14 protein-coding genes and 1 pseudogene are annotated in these 19,065 nt (G+C 71.9%); 3 read left to right on the forward strand and 12 right to left on the reverse strand.

Translation table 11 applies throughout. From position 1 onward, the window contains the following. Positions 1-28: 28 nt before the first annotated feature. Together rlmB and cysS are read right to left on the reverse strand one after the other, a co-directional pair. Positions 29-1,156 carry a 23S rRNA (guanosine(2251)-2'-O)-methyltransferase RlmB gene (rlmB, locus tag BMY89_RS26555; RefSeq protein ID WP_092382810.1) on the reverse strand — a complete coding sequence of 376 codons (1,128 nt, stop codon included), beginning with the start codon at positions 1,154-1,156 and terminating at the stop codon, positions 29-31. After that, entirely contained in the window at positions 1,156-2,571 is a 1,416-nt protein-coding gene (gene cysS, locus BMY89_RS26560) for a cysteine--tRNA ligase (protein ID WP_092382811.1), read from the reverse strand. Before cysS ends, rlmB begins: the two co-directional genes overlap by 1 nt. A gap of 77 nt (positions 2,572-2,648) precedes the next feature. Between cysS and BMY89_RS26565 the strand changes: the two genes are divergently transcribed. Continuing rightward, positions 2,649-3,329, forward strand: coding sequence for an IclR family transcriptional regulator (locus BMY89_RS26565; RefSeq protein ID WP_232521559.1), 681 nt, complete (start codon positions 2,649-2,651; stop codon positions 3,327-3,329). 257 nt (positions 3,330-3,586) lie between these two features. Beyond that, positions 3,587-4,612, forward strand: coding sequence for an endonuclease domain-containing protein (locus BMY89_RS26570; protein WP_092382813.1), 1,026 nt, complete (start codon positions 3,587-3,589; stop codon positions 4,610-4,612). Positions 4,613-4,689: 77 nt separating this feature from the next. Here the strand turns inward: BMY89_RS26570 and BMY89_RS26575 are convergent, their stop codons facing one another. From BMY89_RS26575 to BMY89_RS26585, 3 genes are read right to left on the reverse strand one after another with little or no spacing between them, the layout of a single operon-like run. Then, a complete protein-coding gene (locus tag BMY89_RS26575) occupies positions 4,690-6,369 on the reverse strand; it encodes a S8 family serine peptidase (RefSeq protein WP_092382860.1) in 1,680 nt (559 codons plus the stop codon). Between the two features lie 35 nt (positions 6,370-6,404). Continuing rightward, a complete protein-coding gene (locus tag BMY89_RS26580; protein WP_092382814.1) occupies positions 6,405-7,166 on the reverse strand; it encodes an HAD family hydrolase in 762 nt (253 codons plus the stop codon). A gap of 13 nt (positions 7,167-7,179) precedes the next feature. Next, entirely contained in the window at positions 7,180-8,139 is a 960-nt protein-coding gene (locus BMY89_RS26585) for an EamA family transporter (RefSeq protein WP_092382815.1), read from the reverse strand. An 86-nt stretch (positions 8,140-8,225) separates the two neighbouring features. On the opposite strand from BMY89_RS26585, the gene BMY89_RS26590 reads away from it, so the two are divergent. Continuing rightward, positions 8,226-8,771: a CGNR zinc finger domain-containing protein gene (locus BMY89_RS26590; RefSeq protein WP_170147638.1), complete on the forward strand. Its 546-nt coding sequence runs from the start codon at positions 8,226-8,228 to the stop codon at positions 8,769-8,771. A 17-nt stretch (positions 8,772-8,788) separates the two neighbouring features. Here BMY89_RS26590 and BMY89_RS26595 read toward each other — a convergent pair whose 3' ends face one another. The 7 genes and pseudogenes from BMY89_RS26595 to BMY89_RS26625 all read right to left on the reverse strand — a co-directional run bounded on the left by BMY89_RS26595 (position 8,789) and on the right by BMY89_RS26625 (position 19,047). Then, positions 8,789-9,181 carry a pyridoxamine 5'-phosphate oxidase family protein gene (locus BMY89_RS26595; RefSeq protein ID WP_232521560.1) on the reverse strand — a complete coding sequence of 131 codons (393 nt, stop codon included), beginning with the start codon at positions 9,179-9,181 and terminating at the stop codon, positions 8,789-8,791. 106 nt (positions 9,182-9,287) lie between these two features. Further along, positions 9,288-9,440: pseudogene (locus tag BMY89_RS26600) on the reverse strand (transcriptional regulator); the annotation flags it as partial. Between the two features lie 115 nt (positions 9,441-9,555). Next, on the reverse strand, positions 9,556-10,956 hold the full coding sequence (locus tag BMY89_RS26605) for a class II fumarate hydratase (RefSeq protein ID WP_092382861.1): 1,401 nt from the start codon (positions 10,954-10,956) through the stop codon (positions 9,556-9,558). Between the two features lie 54 nt (positions 10,957-11,010). Continuing rightward, positions 11,011-13,992, reverse strand: a complete 2,982-nt coding sequence (locus BMY89_RS26610) for an AfsR/SARP family transcriptional regulator (RefSeq protein WP_092382818.1) — start codon at positions 13,990-13,992, stop codon at positions 11,011-11,013. A 226-nt stretch (positions 13,993-14,218) separates the two neighbouring features. After that, the gene (locus BMY89_RS26615; RefSeq protein WP_092382819.1) at positions 14,219-15,883 is read right to left on the reverse strand and encodes a fumarate hydratase; all 1,665 of its coding nucleotides are present in this window, start codon (positions 15,881-15,883) and stop codon (positions 14,219-14,221) included. 168 nt (positions 15,884-16,051) lie between these two features. Then, positions 16,052-17,488, reverse strand: a complete 1,437-nt coding sequence (locus BMY89_RS26620) for an outer membrane protein assembly factor BamB family protein (RefSeq protein WP_092382862.1) — start codon at positions 17,486-17,488, stop codon at positions 16,052-16,054. A gap of 140 nt (positions 17,489-17,628) precedes the next feature. Then, the gene (locus BMY89_RS26625; RefSeq protein WP_372433232.1) at positions 17,629-19,047 is read right to left on the reverse strand and encodes an MFS transporter; all 1,419 of its coding nucleotides are present in this window, start codon (positions 19,045-19,047) and stop codon (positions 17,629-17,631) included. Positions 19,048-19,065 lie beyond the last annotated feature (18 nt).

Consider the following 19,065-nt stretch of genomic DNA (forward strand, 5'->3'; position numbering starts at 1 on the left):
GCCCCTTTCCGCGTACCGTGTCCGGTTCTCAGCTCTCGACGGCCCGGCGGCGAGCCACCTCGGCCAGGGTGACCGCGGCGGCCACGCTCGCGTTCAGCGACTCCAGCTCGGAGATCATCGGGATGCTGACGGTCAGGTCGCAGGTCTGCCCGACGAGCCGGGACAGCCCCCGCCCCTCCGAGCCGACCACCACGACCAGCGGGCCGACCGCGGCCTCCAGGTCGTACAGGTCCGTCTCGCCGTCGGCGTCCAGACCGACCACCACGAAGCCCGCGTCCCGGCAGGCCTTCAGCGACCGGGTCAGGTTGGTGACCTGGGCCACCGGTACCCGGGCCGCCGCGCCGGCGCTGGTGCGCCAGGCGGTCGCGGTGATCCCGGCCGCCCGCCGCTCCGGCACGAAGACGCCCTGCGCGCCGAACGCGGCGGCCGAGCGGATCACCGCGCCGAGGTTACGCGGGTCGGTGACCCCGTCCAGCGCCACCAGCAGCGGCGCCGGCTGCTCCAGCGCCGCGGCCATCAGATCCTCGAACGGCTCGTACGCGAACGGCGGCACCTGGAGGCCGACCCCCTGGTGCAGCACACCTCCGGTCATCCGGTCCAACTCGGCCCGACTGACCTCCAGGATCGCGATGCCCCGGTCGGCCGCGGTACGGATGGTCTCCTTCACCCGGTCGTCGACGTCGATGCCCTGGGCGGTGTAGAGCGCCGTCGCCGGCACTGCGGTGCGCAGTGCCTCCAACACCGGGTTGCGGCCGACCAGCAGTTCCGGGGTGTCCTTCGCGGGGTTGGACTTGCGTCCCGGCGCGACCCGGGGACCACTGCCACCCCGGCCGGCGGGCTGCCTGCCGCGGGTGGGGCTCGCGGTGGGCGTACCCCGACCACCGCCCCGGCCCCAGGTGGTGTCCTTGCTGCCCGGCTTGCCGATCTTCGGCGCCCGGCCCTCCTCGGCTGCCGCCCGGCGCTCCTTGTCCTGCTTCCACGCGGTGCGCTGCGGCAGCTTCTCGGTGCCCGAGTAGCCCTTGTGCCAGGGGCGCTCGTCGGCCGGCAGGGTCCGGCCACGGCCGGCGAGGGAGTCCTTGTTCTTACCGCCGGACCCCTTGGGTGCGCTCGCCTTCGACGTCACCCGCCGGCCACGGCGCTGCGAATTGCCGGCCATCAGTCATGTTCTCCAATACTCCAACGCGGGCCCTGGGGGGTGTCCTCGACAACCACTCCGGCCCGCTTGAGTTGATCCCGCAGCACATCGGCCGCCGCCCAGTCCTTGCGGAGCCGGGCCTGCGCGCGCTGTTCCAGGGCCAGGGCGACCAGGGAGTCCACCACACCACGGAGGTCACTCGCCCGGGCCCCACCGGTCCACGCCGGGTCGAGGGGGTCGACCCCGAGGATATCCAGCATCGCGCGGACTCCGGCGAGCGTGGTGCGCACGGTCACATCGTCCCCGCCGGCCAACGCGTTGTTGCCGTCCCGGAGCACCTCGTGCAGCGCGGCCAGCGCGGCCGAGGTGTTCAGGTCGTCGTCCATCGCCGCGGCGAACCCGGCCGGCACCTCGCCGAACTGGCCGACGCCCACCCGTTCCACGGCCCGCTGCACGAAACCCTCGATCCGCCGGTACGCCACGGCCGCCTCGCGCAGCGCCTCCTCCGAGTAGTCGATCCGTGAGCGGTAGTGCGCGGCGACGTAGTAGTAGCGCAGCTCGACGGGGCGTACCCCGAGCGAGGCGACGTAGTCGAGGTCGAGAGCGTTGCCCAGTGATTTGCCCATCTTCGTCCCACCGATGCTGAGCAGGCCGTGGTGTACCCAGTACCGGGCGAAGGGCAGACCGGCGGCCTGGGACTGGGCCAGTTCGTTCTCGTGGTGGGGGAAGGTCAGGTCGAGCCCGCCGCCGTGGATGTCGAACTCGGCGCCGAGATACCGCCAGCACATCGCCGAGCACTCGATGTGCCAGCCGGGCCGCCCCCGCCCCCACGGCGACGGCCAGAAGGCATCCGCCGGCTCGCCCGGTTTGGCGCCCTTCCAGAGCGCGAAGTCGCGCTGGTCACGCTTACCACGCTCCGGGGCTTCACAGGCGGACTGCATGTCCTCGGGCGACTGGTTGGACAACTCCCCGTACGCCGGCCACGAACCCACGTCGAAGTACACGTCGCCGGAGTCGTCGGTGGCCGGGTACGCGTGACCACGGTCGATCAACTGCGCGATCAGTTCGAGCATCTCGGGGATGTGCCCGGTGGCCCGCGGCTCGTAGGTCGGCGGCAGCACGTTCAACGCCCGGTACGCCCCGGCTAGGTTCAGCTCGTTGGCGTACGCGATCGACCAGAAGGGCCGCTCCTGCTCCTGCGCCTTGACCAGGATCTTGTCGTCGATGTCGGTCACGTTGCGGATGAAGGTGACCTGGAGACCGGCGGCCGACAGCCAGCGACGTAACACGTCGTAGTTGACGCCGGAACGAAGATGACCGATGTGCGGCGGTGCCTGAAGAGTGAGGCCACACAGGTAGACCCCCACCTTGCCGGCTTCCCGCGGGACAAAGTCCCGCACCGATCTGGTGGCGGTGTCATACAGGCGTAGCGTCACCGTACAAGGGTAACTGTCCGTCGTTTTCCCGGGCGGCCGGAGCCGGGCGGGCGCAGGCAGGTCGTACGCTGCTGGTCGTGAGCACCCCCGCAGTGCCCGGGATCGACCCGCCGCCACCCCTGCAGCCGGGTGGCGAGGCGTCACAGACCCTGGACCGGGGACTACGGCTGCTGCACCTGGTCGCGGACGCCCCGGGCGGACTGACCGTGACCGAGGCGGCGAACCGGCTGGGCATCGGTCGGGCCGCGGTCTACCGGCTGGTCGGGCCGCTGGCCGGGCACGGGATGCTACGCCGCGACGCGGGCGGCCGGCTACGCCTCGGCGCCGGGGTGCTGCACCTGGCTCGGCGGGCCCAGCCGCTGCTCGCCGAAGGTGCGCTGCCCGCGCTACGACGACTCGCCGAGCAGGCCGGGGCCACCGCCCACCTCACCGTCGTGGAGGGGGGCGAGGGGGTCGCGCTGGCGGTGGTCGAGCCGAGTTGGACGTCGTTTCACGTGGCGTACCGGACCGGGGCCCGGCATCCGCTCGAACGCGGTGCGGCCGGGCGGGCCATCGTCGCCGGTCGGTCGGGCCAGACCGGCCCGGTGAGCACCGTCGGCGAACTGCAACCCGGCGCGTACGGGGTGGCCGCCCCGGTGCTCGGGGTGCCCGGCCTGGAGGCGAGCGTCGGGGTGATCGCGTTGGCCCCGCTGGACGCCGAGGCGGTCGGCGCGCAGGTGCTCGCCGCCGCCACCGCGATCGCCACCGCGCTGTCCTGAGTCCCCGACTCAGGCCGCAGTCCCCCGCCTCGCGCCACTCATCGCCCGACGTCGGCCGGTGATCCACTCCGGTCCGCTGAAATGGCGGCATACGGGTACACGTGAAGCCACCACCTCGGCGAGATGGAGTGGATCAACACCGGCGATACCACACCAGGAATTGGGTGGTGCGGTTATCCACAGGACGGCCGTCCCCGGGTCACGGCGGTTATCCACAGGGGTGTCGCGGGCCAGCCGGGCAGGCGCAAGGTGAGGTCATGCCTCCTCGTCCGCTCCGACCCGCCGCCCTGGCCTGGCAGGTGTTCCGCGGTTCCACCGCGATCCACGACCGCCTGCTCACCCGGCACCAGCTTCGCGGCGCGTCGTGGGTCCGCCTGATGCACGACGTCTATGCCGACTCCCGGCTCGACCGCGATCACGCGCTGGTGTGCCGGGCGGCAGCCCTGCGCCTACCGTCCGGTGTGGTGGTCGCGGGGCCGTCGGCGGCCTACCTGCACGGTGTCGAGCACGCCGCGACGTTCTCCGACGACGTGCACGTCCTCGCGCCCGGATGGCTCCGGCTCGGCTCACAACGCGGCATCCGGGTGCACACCACCGGCCCGCACCTACCTCCGTCAACGGGCGTCGTCCGGCAAGCGACCACAGTGCGGCACGGGACGCAGGCTTGGCCTTCGCGGCTACCGGCAGGGCAATTCGGTGGCCGGCCAGCGTGGCAGCCCGACAGCCAGCCGGATCCGGATGGCGCCGTGAAACATCTTCCGTCCCGATCGGATCCGGCCTCCAGCGCCTGGGAATGCGCAGTGTGGTTGTCGCCGGTCCACGCGGTGAGGATCATCGACACCCTGCTCCGGCAGGGGCTGGTGAGCTGCGCCGGGCTCGACGCCATCGCGGTGGCGAACGCGGATCGGCCCGGCGGCCGGCGGGCCCGGTGGGTCTTCGGCCTCGCCGACCCTGGTGCGCAGTCGCCACCGGAGTCGCAGCTACGGGTCCGGCTGGTCCTGTCCGGGCTGCCCCGGCCGGTGACCCAACACCCGGTGCGGCTGCCCAGCGGGCTGATCCTGCATCCAGACCTGGCCTGGCCCGACTACCAGGTAGCCGTCGAGTACGACGGCCAGTGGCACGTCGATCCCGACCAGATCCACCTGGACCGGCAGCGTCTCAACCAGTTCGTCGGGGCTGGGTGGCGGGTGCTGCACGTGACCAGCCGGCGACTGCACCACGACTTCCCCAGGTTGCTGCGCGAGGTCCGCACGGCACTCACCAACGCGGGATGGCGGCCGTGATCGTCCCCATAACGCCGGAATGGCGGTTACCCAGACGCGCGGTAACCGCCATTCCGCCGAGATCGTGCCGATCAAGCTCAGGGCCGGGTGGTCACCGCCGCGTACGCGTCGATGATGCCGTGCCCGTAGAAGCCGTTGAAGTTGACCGGGCCGTCGCAGTAGGCGTTGAACTCGACCGGCCGACCCTCGTTGACGTAGCTCTGCAGCCGCGGCTCCGGGCAGGCGTGCGCGGTTGCCGTCCGAAGCAGGTGCCGCTCGACCGAGTCCGGCGCGAGGCCGTAACCGCCCCGGCCCTGCGGCTTGCCGTGCCGGCTCACGATGAGCGCGGCCACGCCGGAGGCGTGCGGTGCCGCCATCGAGGTGCCCTGCAGGTACGTGAAGTAGCCGCACTCGCCGTTCTTCTTGCACTCCTTGAACACGAACGTCTCGGCGCCCGCCACGATGTTGCCGTCCTCGTCGACCGCCCCCTCCTCCTGGAGGACCTTCTTCGGGTACGTCGAGAGGATCATGTTGGCGTCGGTGCGGAACGTGTCGGTGCCGAAGCCATCCCGGAACCAGCCGCCCGGTGCGGCGACGGCGGTCTGCTCGGTGCCGTAGTTGGAGTAGTCGGCCTTCTTACCGGACGGGCCGACGGAGGAGACGCTGATGACGTGCGGCCCCTCGGTGGGCAGATCCCAGCAGCTGTCGTTGTCGATCTCACGCGGGTACGGCGCGACATCACCGTAGTTGGGGCTGGAGGTGTCGGTGCGCGGGTCGCCCAGGTCCTCGTAGTTGTTGCCGAGCGCACCGACCAGGGTGACGCCACGGTCGTGGGCGAAGGTCAGCGCCCGCTTCATAGCCCGGATGGTGGCCCGCTGCGCCGCCTGCGCCTCCGGCGAGTCCGCCGGGTTCGCGGTGCAGTTGTAGAGCCACGGGTCGACGTAGAAGGACATGTTGACCACGTCCAGGCCGGACCGGCCGGCGTGCAGCAGGGCGTTGACCACCGGGTTCAGGAAGAAGTAGCCCGAGTCCTGGCCGCCCTTGAGGTTGACCAGCGACACCCCCGGAGCCACGCCGGAGAGGCCGTACCCGTTCGCCGCGGCACCGACGGTGCCGGCGACGTGCGTGCCGTGCCCACCGTCGTCCGTGCCGGCCGGGTCGAGGCAGCTCGCGACCTCACACTCCCCGTCGATCTCGGGGATGTCGGGTGCGAAGTTGCGCGACAACGCCCAGTTGAAGTTCGGGGCGATGTCGGGGTGGCTCGCGTCCACACCGGTGTCCAGCACGCCGACGGTCACCCGGCGGTCGCCGGGCTCGACCTTGCGCGCCTTGTCGGCCCGGATCATCTCCAGGCCCCAGAGCTTGTCGTCCAGCGGGTCCATCTTGGCCGGCTTCTTGCCCGACTTCCGGGCGGCACCCTTGGCGGCGGCCGCGGCCAGCAGGTGTTCCTGCTCGACCCGGTCCAGCTTGGGCTTGCGTCCGATCGCCCGCTGCTCGGCGGCACCGATCAGCGCCCCGGCGGCGGTCGCCTTCGCCGCGAAGTCGGTCCGGTCGCTGGTCACCTGGTACACGCCGACCTCGTCGGTGCGGGACACCACGGTCCCGCCGGCCGACCGGATCGCGGCGACGGCCGCGTCGCCGGAGACCCCGTCCTCGGCGACGACGGTGAAGGTTCGGACGGCCGTCGGCTCGGCGCTGGCAGGCACCGCCATCCCCGTCACCGTGAGTGCCAGTACCGCCGCGGTCGCGACGGCACCGACGGTGAAGCGCTTGCTCACCACATCGAATCCTCTCGTTGAGGTACGTGGCGTCATCAGACATCAACCCGGGGAGTTTCGCCAGACCGCCGCCGGATCTGCGGGGGAAGATCCCCTTCGCCGGGCAGACCGGCCCGGACAGTCGGCAGCTCGGCCAGGACGGCAGGCAGGTCGGCCAGCGTGCGCACCGACGCGTCCGGCGTCACACCTGCGGGCAACTGTTCGTTGCGGCGGTTGAGCCAGACCGCGCGCAGCCCGGCCCGTTGCGCACCGACCACGTCGTGCACCGGGTTGTCGCCGACGTGCACCACCTGTTCCGGCGGCACACCGGCCGCCGAGCACACCGCGGCGTAGAACTCCGGGGCAGGCTTCTTGGGCAGGCCGTCATCGTGCGCGTACACCTCGAAGGCGAACTCGCCGGCGAGCCCGCAGCGTTCCGTGCGGCTGTTGCCGTTGGTGGCGAAGCCAATCGTCCAGCGCTGGCGCAGCGCGGCGAGCGCCGGTAGTACGTCGGCGAACGGCCTGGTCAGCGCGAACCGCCGGGCGAAGAAGATCGTGGCCGCCTCGTCCAGGTGGGCGACGAGCCCGGCCCGGTCCAGCGAGCGCGCCAGCGCCGCCCGCCGGATCTCGGTGACCGGCGCCTGCGCCAGGGCACCGAAGACCGCGTCCCAGTCTGATTCCAGGTCCGCCAGGCAAACCTCGGCCGCCGCCGGGGTCAGCCGCCGCATCTGCGCCAGTACGGCCTCCAGCCCGCCGGTGACGGCCGGACGCAGGTCGATCAGGGTCTCGTCGGCATCGAACACCACCGTGGTCAGCACGACGCCCAGCGTGTCACGTGAGGGCCGGCTCCGCCGCCTTCGGCCGCTCCGGTTCGACAGGTGCCCGCAGTTCGTCGAGGCGCACCAGCGCCACCCCCGCGACGATCAGGGCCCCACCGAGCAGTTGCACGATCGTCGGCAGCTCACCGAGCACCAGCCAGGCGATCAGCACCGCGAACAGCACCTCGCTCAGCCCGACGAAGGAGGCCAGCCGGGAACCGAGAGCGCGCACCGCGGCGATCCCCGCGAGGTACGCGACGACCGCGGCCACCAGTGCGAGCCCGGCGATCGGTACCAGCCAACTGGTCTGCTGCCCGGCGAACTGCACGGTGTCGAAGGTTGCCCGCAGTGGCAGCGCCCCGGCCAGACCGAGCAGCAGCAGCGCGCCGGCGCCGGCGGCCATCCCGCCGCTGGCCATCACCACCGACGGCAGCGCGGAGTCGACGCGGCCGGCGAGCACGAAATAGCCGGCCAGCCCGACTGCCGCGCCCAGGCCCCAGAGCACGCCGACCGGGTCGAGCCGGCCGGTTCCGGTCAGGTCGAGCACGAAGACCAGGCCGGCGAGGGCGACCACCGAGCCGGCAACGGTCAGCCGGCGGGGACGCTGTCCCTGTACGAGCCAGGTCCAGCCGACAACGAGGATGACGCCCAGATACTCCAGCAGCAACGCCAGACCGACCGGCAGGTAGCGCACAGCGTTGAAGAAGCAGGCCTGGGCCACCGCGACCCCGAGCAGCCCGAAGACGCCGATCGACGTGATGTTTCGGCGCAGCACGGACCACCGGCCCCGCAGGACGAGCACCGCGGGCACCGCCAGCACCAGGGCGGCGATGCCGACCCGGGCGATGACGACCGCCTCGGCCGACCAGCCGTCGTCGATCAGGGAGCGGGCGAAGGTGCCCGAGGTGGCGAAGGTGACTGCGGAGAGCAGGGCCAGTGCGAGGCCGGCACCGGCGGCGGACGGTTGACGCATCGGGCTCTCCTTGGCACAGCTCGCCCGCCATGGGCAAAGTAGGGTTATGTCGATGACGCTAGACCGGGGCCATGACAGGAGTCAAGTTGCTGTTCGCCCATGACACTGAATGTTCGCTGATCGCCGCCGCCGCGCTGGTGAACACCGACAGCCCGGACGGCGAGGGGCTGCCCGACGTCGCCGCCCTGGACGCCTTCTACGTCACCCATTCCTACAGCGGACGGCACGAACACAGCGACGCCGAACTGCGGGCGGTACGCGCCCTGCGTCCTCGGCTGCGCCGGATCTGGTACGCCGACATCGACGAGATCGTGTCGATCGTCAACGGGCTGCTCCGCGAACACCGCGCGCTGCCCCAGCTCATCACGCACGACGACGAGCCGTACCACCTGCACGCCGTCCCCCGGGACGCCCCCCTGGCCGCCAGGATGGCGGTCGAGGCGGCGATGGCGATTGCGGACGTGGTGCGCGGCGGTGAGCTGCGCCGGCTGCGCAGCTGTGAGCATCCCGACTGCGACAACGTGCTGGTCGACCTGTCGAAGAACCGCTCCCGCCGGTTCTGCGAAGCGGGCTGCGGCAACCGGGCCGCGGTCAGCGCCTACCGCGCCCGCAAGGCCGCCGCCCGCTCCTGACCCACCCGGCAGGTCGGTCAGCGGGCGCGACCGGCCATCAGCCAGCGGGTCACCGCGACCCGGAGCAGGACGTAGCGGCCGTCCGGGCCGTCCACCGTGACATCCCAACCGTCGTACCGGCGGCGTAGCCCCTCAACCACCTCGGGCGGGAAGGGCTGGCGGATGATGCTCGCCGTCCCCTCCGCCACGACGGGCGCGTCGCCGTCGGGCAGCGCCAGCGACACTCGGGGATCGGCGGCGATGTTGCGGACCTTCCGGTTGCGCTCGCCGGTGCCGATCCACCATTCACCGTCGAGATACAGGAACCAGACCGGCGTCAGGTGCGGTGAGCCGTCCGGCCGCAGCGTGCAGAGCCAGACGACGCTTTCCCGCGCCAGCCGTTCCAGGACCTCCGCGCCAGGCAGGCTCACCTCAGCGCGGCGGTGCCGCGACAAAGACCTGCCAGGTGTACGGGTCGAAGCTCAGCACCGGCCCATCCGGATCCCTGCTGCCCGCACCCCGACCGCCCCCGAAAGATCAGCTCCACGACTCCGCGATCTCCTTCAACGGCTCAATCGACTTCTGCGGCGGTAGCGCTGCGCCGAGCGTAGCCTCCCAGACTCGTTGCAGCATCGACAGATCCGGCGGTCGATCCAGCTCCCGGCCGCCGACCTGCCCGCCGAGGTATGCCCACGCCGGCGTTGATCCACACCGTTTCGGCGCAACGGCGGCGTTGACGCGGGTCGATACCGCCATCGCGCCGATCTGGCGTGCACACGGCGCTGATCTGGCGTCGACGTACCACTCAGGGGTGGGTCATGCGGAGCAGATCGAGCGACTCCTCCAACTGGGTCTCGGTGAGTTTGCCGGAGTCGACGTGGCCCCGGGAGATCACCACCTCCCTGATGGGGATCTGCTTCTCCAGCGCCTCCTTGGCGATCGAGGCGGCCTCGTCGTACCCGAGATAGCGGTTGAGCGGGGTGACGATCGAGGGCGAGCCCTCGGCGTACGACAGGCAGACCTCGGCGTCCGCGACCAGGCCGACCACGCAGCGGTCGGCGAGCAGCCGGCTCGACGCGGCGATCAGCCGGATCGACTCCAGGATGTTGCGGCCCATCACCGGCAGCATCACGTTCAGCTCGAAGTCGCCCTGTGAGCCGGCGAAGGCCACGGCCGCGTCGTTGCCGATGACCTGCGCGCAGACCTGCCGGACGGCCTCGCAGACCACCGGGTTGACCTTGCCGGGCATGATCGACGAGCCCGGCTGGAGGTCGGGGATACGCAGCTCGCGCAGCCCGGCGCGCGGTCCGGAACCCATCCAGCGGATGTCGTTCGCGATCTTGTACAGCCCGACCGCGACGGTACGCAGCTGACCCGAGGTCTCCACCAGGGCGTCCCGGGCGCCCTGCGCCTCGAAGTGGTTGCGCGCCTCGGCCAGCGGCAGCCCGGTCGAGTCACGCAGCTTCTCGATGACGCGGGCGGCGAAACCGAGCGGGGTGTTGATGCCGGTGCCCACCGCCGTACCGCCGAGCGGCAACTCGGCGAGTCGAGGCAGCACCCCTTCCAACCGCTCGATGCCGTACCGGACCTGGGCGGCGTAGCCTCCGAACTCCTGCCCGAGGGTCACCGGCGTGGCGTCCATCAGGTGGGTACGCCCGGCCTTGACCACGGTCTCGAACTCGTCGGCCTTGCCCTGCAACGCGCTGGCCAGGTGGGCCAGCGCCGGGAGCAGATCCCGCGCGACCGCCTCGGTGGCGGCGAGGTGGATCGAGGACGGAAAGACGTCGTTACTGGACTGCGAGGCGTTGACGTCGTCGTTGGGGTGCACGCTGCTGCCCAACTCCCGGCCGGCGAGCGTGGCGATCACCTCGTTGGTGTTCATGTTGGACGACGTGCCGGAGCCGGTCTGGAACACGTCGACCGGGAACTGGTCGTCGTACCCGCCGTCGGCCACGTGCGCGGCTGCGGCGGCGATGGCCGCGGCCACGTTCGCATCGATCACGCCCAGGTCGCCGTTGACCTCGGCCGCCGCGCCCTTGATCTGGGCCAGCGCCCGGATCTGGGCCGGTTCGATACCCCGACCCGAGATCGGGAAATTCTGCACCGCCCGTTGCGTCTGGGCCCGCCACAGCGCCTCGGCGGGCACCTCCACCTCGCCCATCGAGTCGCGTTCGATCCGGTAGCCCGTCGTCTCCGTAGTCGTCACGAACACCATCCTGCCGCGTCCCGCGCGGACGTGCAGATGATCGCGCCGAGCCGCTCAGCTCAGCTCGGCGAGCAGCCGCTGGACCTCGTACCGCTCCGGCAGGTCGAGTTGGCGGAACAGGGCGAGCGCCCGGACCCAGTGCGCGCGGGCCGCGGCCGGCTCGGTGGTACGCAGGCAGCGGGCGATGCCGTCCAGCGCCTGAGCCTGTTCGTACCGGTTGTTGATCTTCGTGGCATCGTGCAGCACCCGCCGGAACAGGTCCAGCGCACTCGGTGCGTCGCCCTGTTCGAGGATCGCTCGCGCCAGCAGATTCCGCGACGTGCACATGCCGACGCGGTCCCCTGACTCGATGATCACGAGGAGGGCTTCCCGGTGACACGCCGCGGCCTTGTCGGGCCGCCCGGCCTCCCGCTCCATCAGCCCGATCTCGTTGAGCACCTCGCCGTAGCCGAACAGGTTGCCGGTTTTCCGCTTGAGGCGCAGCGCCACGTTCAGCAGCCGTCGAGCCGGCCCGGTGTGCCCCATCCGGCGCCTGATCATGCCGACGTGGCCGAGCGCATGCCCCAGCTGGCGCTCGTCCCCGTTCTGGCGGGCCAGCAGGAGATGCGTCCGGCTGGTCCGCAGGGCCTCGTCGTGACGTCCCCAGATGAGCAGGGCGAACGACAGGTTGTTGAGCCAGTTCGCCAGGACGTCCGGCACGTCCAGCTTCGGCACCAGCGCACCGGCCGCCTCGAAATGCTCCTTGCCATTCCGATAGTCGCCCTGGGCGGTGTAGCACGAGCCCAGATTCGCCAGCGTCATGTGCAGCTTGAGCGTTCGCCCCAGCCGGCGATAGATGTCCACCGCCATCTCCATCAGCCGGATCGCCTCCGAGTACTGGGCGAGACGGTGATGGCCCGAGGCCAGATAGTTCAGGGTGTTCGCCACAGCTTCGTCGTCGCCGAGCTTCTCGGCGGCACGTAGGGCCACGGTGTGCGTCTCGATCAATTCGTCGAGGTGGCCACCGTCGTAGTTGGCGCGCCAGCAGACCCGGGCGAGCTGCCAGCAGCCGGTCAGGAAACCCTCGGCCTCGGCGAGCCCGACCAGCGCCGTCAACGCCGCGTGGTTCTCCTCGAACCACGCCCGACCCTGGCTGGCCGAGGCGGCCACCAGATCGGGCCGGTTCGGACCAGGTAACCGGAAGGTGGCGCGGTTGAACGGCAGCTCGATGTCCCGGGCGATCGCTGCGGCGACATGCAGGTGGTGGTCGAGCAGGCGCTCCAGCGCCGCGTGTCGGTCGGCAGCCCGGTCCGGAGCCGTGAGCAGGCGTCGGGCGTACTCCCGGACGAGGTCGTGCAGGCGGAACCGGCCGGCGCCGGGCTCCTCGACCAGGTGCGCGTCGACCAGCTCGTCCAGCAGATCCTGGGTGGCCTCCAACGGCAGGTCGACCAACGCGGCGGCGACCCGGCTGTCGAAACGGACGCCGGGGTGCAGCCCGAGCAGCCGGAAGAGCCGCTGCGCGGCCGGGGAGACCTGCGCGTACGACAGGGCGAACGCGTCGCCGACCGAGCGGTTTCCGGCGACCAGCTCCGCCAGCGGGTCGCGGGCACCGGCCAGCCGATCGACGAGGTCGGCGATCCGCCATCCCGGACGGTGGGCCAACCGGGCACCAGCGAGCCGGATGGCCAGCGGCAGAAAGCCGCAGCGGCGAGCCACCTCGGCCGCGGCCTCCGGTTCGGACACCACCCGGTCCGCGCCCGCCACCCGACCCAGCAGCTCGATCGCCTCGTCCAGGTCGAGGACCGGCAGCGAACAGGGGCGGCCCTCGTCGACTCCCACCAGACGGCGTCGGCTGGTGATGAGCGTGAGGCAGGCGCCCCCGGGAGGCAGCAACGGCATCACCTGGTCGGCGCCGGCGGCGTTGTCCAGCAGCACGAGGGCACGCCGCCCGGAGAGTTCGGTACGCCACAGCGCGAGCCGGTCGTCCAGGTCGACCGGAATCCGCTCGGCCGGCACACCGAGCTGCCGCAGCAGCGTCGCCGTGGCGGCGGCCGGGGTCAGCGGGGTCCGCTCGCTGTAGCCGTGCAGGTCGATGAAGAGCTGCGCGTCCGGGTACCGGTGGCCCAGCCGGTCGGCCAGGTGCACGGCGAGAGTGGTCTTGCCGCTGCCCGCCATCCCGTCGATCAGATGGATCCGGGCGCCGCCCTCCTCGATCTCGTTGAGCAGGCGGGTCAGGGTGTCCTGCCGTCCGGTGAAGTCGCTGATCGCCCGGGGCAGGCCACGCACAGCGACGGTGGTCGTCCGCTGCGATCCGGCCATCGCCAGGTCGCCGGCGAGCACCCGCTGGTGCAGCTCCTGCAACGCCGCGCCGGGCTCGATGCCCAGCTCCTCCGCGTAGAGTCGGCGCCCCTCCCGGTAGACGGCGAGCGCGTCGGCCTGGCGACCGACCGCGGAGAGGGCGAGCATCAGGTGGCCGCGCAGCCGCTCACGGAGCGGATGCCGCTCCACCGCCTCGGTGAGTTCGTCGAGCAGGTCGGCCGCGTGGCCGAGCCGCAACTCGACGTCCACGCACTCCTCGAGCGCGGTCAGGCGCTGCTCGTCGAGGGCCTGCGCCCGGCGGCGCACGCTCCGGCTCGCGATGCCGCCCAGCGCCGGACCCCGCCAGAGCGTCAGCGCGGCGCGGAAGTGTCGACGGGCGTCCACCAGCTGCCCGCCGGCCAGCGCCGCCCGCCCGGCGTCCACCTCGCGCCCGAACGTCTCGGCGTCGACCTCACCGGCCGCCGTACGGATGAGGTAACCGCCCGGGTCGGTGACGATGAGTTCCGGCGGCAGCCCCAGCGCGGCGAGGCGCTGCCGCAGGCGGGACACGCAGGTCTGCAACTGGGCCCGGGCGGTGGCCGGTGGCCGGTCCTCCCACACCGCGTCGACCAGTTCGTCGACCGGCACGATCCGGCCGGCCCGTAGCAGCAGCATGGCGAGGACGATCCGGTCCCGGCCCGCGGTGACGGTGGCCTCGCCGCCGCCGACTCGCAAGGTTCCCAGGATCCCGAACCGCATTCTTGCGCCCCCGTGTGCAATTGCCCGGCCTTCAGCAGGGTAGCCCGGCCGCCACCGGCCGTCGCGGTTCGGCGATAGCGATGTGAGAGCGGATCGACAGGGCCGGGGTCGACACTCGACCGGGTTGCCGGTGACGGCATTCGACGGGGGCGGTGCGCCCGTTCGGGCAGCGCCCGGACGGGCGCACCGATGTCGACACCGCCGGACGGTGTCAGCCGGATCCGGGCTAGCGCCGACCGATGGTGAGCACCGGCTTGGTGACCTCGGCGAAGAAGTCGTTGCCCTTGTCGTCGACGACGATGAAGGCCGGAAAGTCCTCCACCTCGATCTTCCAGACGGCCTCCATGCCCAGCTCCGCGTACTCCAGGACCTCGACGTGCTTGATGCAGTCCTGGGCGAGCCGGGCGGCGGGGCCGCCGATCGAGCCGAGGTAGAAACCGCCGTGCTGCTCGCAGGAGCGGGTCACCTGCGCCGACCGGTTGCCCTTGGCCAGCATCACCATCGAACCGCCCGCGGCCTGGAACTTCTCCACGTACGCGTCCATCCGGCCGGCGGTGGTCGGGCCGAACGAGCCGGAGGCGTAGCCCTCCGGGGTCTTCGCCGGGCCGGCGTAGTAGACGGCGTGGTCGCGCAGGTACTGCGGCATCGACTCACCCGCGTCCAGCCGTTCGGCGATCTTGGCGTGGGCGATGTCCCGGGCCACCACCAGCGGACCGTTGAGCGACAGCCGGGTCTTCACCGGATACTTCGACAGCTCGGCGCGGATCTCGTCCATCGGCCGGTTGAGGTCGACGCGTACCACCTCGGTGGCGTCCAACTGCGCCTCGGTGACCTCGGGCAGGAAGCGGGCCGGGTCGGTTTCGAGTCGTTCCAGCCACACACCCGACGGGGTGATCTTGGCAACCGCCTGCCGGTCCGCCGAGCAGGACACGGCGATCGCCACCGGGCACGACGCGCCGTGCCGGGGCAGCCGCACCACCCGTACGTCGTGGCAGAAGTAGCGCCCGCCGAACTGCGCGCCGATGCCGAAGTTGCGGGTCAACTCCAGCACCTCGGCCTCGAGCTCCAGGTCCCGGAAGCCGTGCGCGGTCATCGAGCCGGTGGTGGGCAGCGTGTCGAGGTACTTGGCGGAGGCGTACTTGGCGGTCTTCAGGGCGTGCTCGGCGCTGGTGCCGCCGACCACCACGGCCAGGTGGTACGGCGGGCAGGCGGAGGTGCCGATCAGCCGCAGCTTCTCCTCCAGGAACTGCATCATCCGCGTCGGGTTCAGCAGCGCCTTGGTCTCCTGGTAGAGGTAGGACTTGTTGGCCGAGCCGCCTCCCTTGGCCATGAAGAGGAACTTGTAGGCGTCCGGGTGGCCGTCCGGGTCCTCCGCGTACAGCTCGACCTGGGCGGGCAGGTTGCTGCCGGTGTTGCGCTCCTCCCACATGGTCAGCGGGGCGAGCTGGGAGTAGCGCAGGTTGAGCCGGGTGTACGCCTGCCACACGCCGCGCGAGATCGCCTCGGCGTCGCCGCCGTCGGTGAGCACGTGCCGGCCGCGCTTGCCCATCACGATCGCGGTGCCGGTGTCCTGGCACATCGGCAGCACCCCGCCGGCCGCGATGTTCGCGTTACGCAACAGGTCCAGCGCGACGAAACGATCGTTCGGGGAGGCCGCCGGGTCGTCGATGATCGACCGCAGCTGGGCCAGGTGCGCGGGGCGCAGGTAGTGCGCGATGTCGTGCATCGCCTCGGCGGTCAGGGCGGTGAGCGCCGCCGGTTCCACGGTGAGGAAGCGGCGCCCGCCCGGACCGTTCACGACGTCCACGCCCTCGTCGGTGACCAGGCGGTACTCCGTCTGGTCGGGTCCGGTCGGCAGCAGGGGGGCGTACGAGAAGTCAGCACCGCTCATGACTGCACTCCGCTTCGCTGCGTGCCGCCATGAGGCATCACCGCACTGACTTGATGATTCGCTCGCTGGCGCTCGCTCATGACGGCAAAGCCTAGGGCAGACGGGTCGATCAGTCCCACCCGCCGGGTGGGGTACCGCGGCGGCGCTCCCATCCACCCCGGTGAGGGGTCACTTGCCGGGATCGGGGGCGGCGCACAACTCGTTCTTCGGACCGCAGCTGTCCTGCGGTGCCGGGGTGTTCCCGGCACCGGGGGCGGTGCCGTTGCTCCCGTTGTCGCCGCCCGCCGGGTCTGCGCCGGTCCCGCCGAACCGGAGGTAACCGATCTCCCGCCCCTCCCCGATCACCATCCCGGCCGGGCCGACCGCGAGGGCGTTCGCCGAGGTGCGCAGCATGGCCAACTCCCGTCCGGTGCGCGGGTCGAGGGCGACCAGCCGGTTGGGCTTCTGGTCGGCGACGATCGCGGCGTACGGGGTCAGGGCGGCGCCCGCCTTCTCCCCGACCGGCCGCTTCCAGCGGACCCGGCCGGAGCCGAGTTCACGGGCGGAGACGGTGGCACCGTCGGCGGCGCGCACCACCGCGTAGCGGTCGTCGACGGCCAGCACCCGCTCACCGTTGGCGGCGACCAGCAGCAGCCGTCCGTCGTAGGAGTCGAGCACCGCCTCCCGGCCGTCGGGGGAGACGCCGAGCAGTACGTTGCGGGCGCCGTACGGGTCCTCGCGCTGCACACAGCCGGCGCTGTCGGCGGTCCGCAGGTTGATTCCCGCCTGCTGCCACGCCTCCTGACCGGTGGCCGAGTCCCGACCGGAGATCGCGAAGTAGCAGTTGCCGTCCTGCGAACGGGCCGTGATGCGCAGCAGCCGTCCACCGACCACGGTGAGTCGCTCGTCGCGGCCGGGCTCGACGTTCTGGAGCACCCGCCCCGTCGCGGTGTCGACCACGTGCACCCGGCCGTCGACCGGGAAGCCGAGCAGCGGCGGTACCGCCTCCGGACCGGCCACCTCGCCGTCGACCCGGGCGGTGGTGAGCCGGCGGGTGCCGAGCAGGTTCGGGTTGTCGGCGAACAGGCCGGCGCTGACCCCCGGCAGGAAGGCCGTCCACAGCGGCGCCGTCCCGCGCGGATCCCAGGCGCTCAGGGTGCAGTCGGTGGCCGCCACGCAGCGCGCGTCGAGCAGCAGGTTGCGGTACGTCCAGACGGCCACCGCGTCGCCGTCGCGCCGGCGGGTCACCCCGGTGGTCGGGTCGAGTACCTCGTACCCCTTGACCAGCAGCCGGCCCACGACGACCACGGCTTCCGGCCCGGCCCCGGTCACCGCGCTCCAGTCCGCCTTGCGCTCCCAGAGTTGGGTGCCGGCGGCCAGACTGCGGGCCTCGACCCGGGTGCGCTGCTCGATGACCACGGCCTCGCCGGCGATCGTGACGCTGCGTGGGGTGCCGCCGATACGCTGCTGCCAGGCCACGTCCGGCTCGGAGATCGGCTGACGCCGGTTGACCCACTCCCACATCCCAGGAAACGGGTTCCAGACTCCGGCCGCGGCGAGCACTACGACGGTGATCAGGCCGAGCAGCAGCCAGCCACGTACGCCGAGGCCGCTCCCCTTCGCCACCGGGACACGGTAGCCATCCCCGCCCGCCACCGCCCGCACCGCCCCGCGTGTCGCGCAAGGAAGGGCCCCCTGTTAACGCCTGACGTACCAGAAGGGGCCCCGCTTAACACTCGGAGGTACCAGACGGCAGGCGGGCACGATCAGGCGCCGGGCCGGGCGTGAGCAGCCGACGCGCTCGGGCGGCCGGGCGTGAGGATCGGCCACAGGAGCAGCGTCGCGACCGCCGACGCGGCACCCGCGATCGCCATCACCAACCCCGGGGCCAACACCTCGCTCAGTGCGCCGGCACCCGCCGCGGCCAGCCCCTGCCCCGCCATCATGCCCGTGCTGACCAGTCCGAACGCCTGCCCCCGGCGCGCCTCGGGAACCGCATCGAGGAACCGTCGGGCCAGCCCCAACTGATAGGCGAAGCCCGCGGTGGCCACCGCGAACAGGGCCGCGGCGGGCAGCAGCGCCGGCCCGGCCACAAACGCCAGCATCGGTACGCCGAGCAGCAGCGCGAGCCACGGCGTCAAGCGCTCCCGGCGGGCCGGTGCCACGAAGCGGCCCACCAGCAGGTCGCCGACGAGCATGCCGCCCGCGCCGGCCATCAGAAGCACGCCGGCGCTGGCGCCCGGCCCCAGGTCGGCCGCGTACGGCACGGCCACCCCTTCCGCGCCGACCAGCAGCGAACCGGGTAGCCACTGGGCGAGCAGCAGCCCCCGGATCCGACGGTCGGCCAGCAGCGCGCGGTTGACCCGCAGGGTCTCCCGGACGGCACCGACCGGAGCCGCCGTCCCGTCCGGCACCGCCCCGGCCACTGCCGACGCAGACCCGGCCACTGCCGACGCAGACCCGGCCACTGCCGACGCAGACCTGGCCACTGCCGACGCAGACTCTGCGGGCACCGGCACCGAGCGGGCGGCGGCCTGTGCTGTCCGGGCGCGGGCCGGACGTCGGGCCAGACCCAGGCGCGCCAACAGCGCGGCGAGGCCACAGGTAACCGCCGTCAGCCAGAGCGCGCCGTACGGGCCGACCAACCCGAGCAGCAGGCCACCGACGGCGAACCCGGCCACCTGGGTGCCGCCGGCGGCCACGCTGAGCAGCGAGCGTCCCAGCACGTACGCGTCGCCGTGCAGCACCTCGGGCAGCAAGGCGGTCCGTGAGGCGCTGCTGACCGGGCCGAACAGGGCCACGACGGCGACCAGCCCGAGCATCGCCGGCGGGGACAGCACGCCGGTGGCGAGCACCGCCACCGTGGCGAGCCGCACCAGGTCGTAGCCGACGATCACCGCCCGGGCCGGCCAGCGGTCGGCCAACGCCAACAGGAACAGCCCGCCCAGGGCGTGCGGCAGGAAACCGGTCACGTAGGCCAGCGCGGCGAGCAGGCCGGATCCGGTCCGCTCGTAGACCAGCACGGAGAGCGCGAGCATCTTCACCGTCTCGCCGATCATGAAGACCCCGAAGCTGGCGAAGATCACCCGGAACTCGACGACTGCGAAGACGTCCCGGAAGGTGGCCGGCCGGTCGGCCAGCACGGGAGACGCGTTCATGCTGGTGTTGTCCACGGCGGCCAGCATGGGGCGTACCCTCGATCG

This window comes from Micromonospora phaseoli (assembly GCF_900109115.1).
Lineage (GTDB): Bacteria > Actinomycetota > Actinomycetes > Mycobacteriales > Micromonosporaceae > Micromonospora > Micromonospora phaseoli.

Excerpts from the sequence above, each read along its gene's own strand:
- rlmB (WP_092382810.1), bottom strand. The coding sequence starts at position 1,156 with ATGGCCGGCAATTCGCAGCGCCGTGGCCGGCGGGTGACGTCGAAGGCG.
- BMY89_RS26570 (WP_092382813.1), top strand. The coding sequence starts at position 3,587 with ATGCCTCCTCGTCCGCTCCGACCCGCCGCCCTGGCCTGGCAGGTGTTC.
- BMY89_RS26585 (WP_092382815.1), bottom strand. The coding sequence starts at position 8,139 with ATGCGTCAACCGTCCGCCGCCGGTGCCGGCCTCGCACTGGCCCTGCTC.
- BMY89_RS26610 (WP_092382818.1), bottom strand. The coding sequence starts at position 13,992 with ATGCGGTTCGGGATCCTGGGAACCTTGCGAGTCGGCGGCGGCGAGGCC.
- BMY89_RS26615 (WP_092382819.1), bottom strand. The coding sequence starts at position 15,883 with ATGAGCGGTGCTGACTTCTCGTACGCCCCCCTGCTGCCGACCGGACCC.
- BMY89_RS26625 (WP_372433232.1), bottom strand. The coding sequence starts at position 19,047 with ATGCTGGCCGCCGTGGACAACACCAGCATGAACGCGTCTCCCGTGCTG.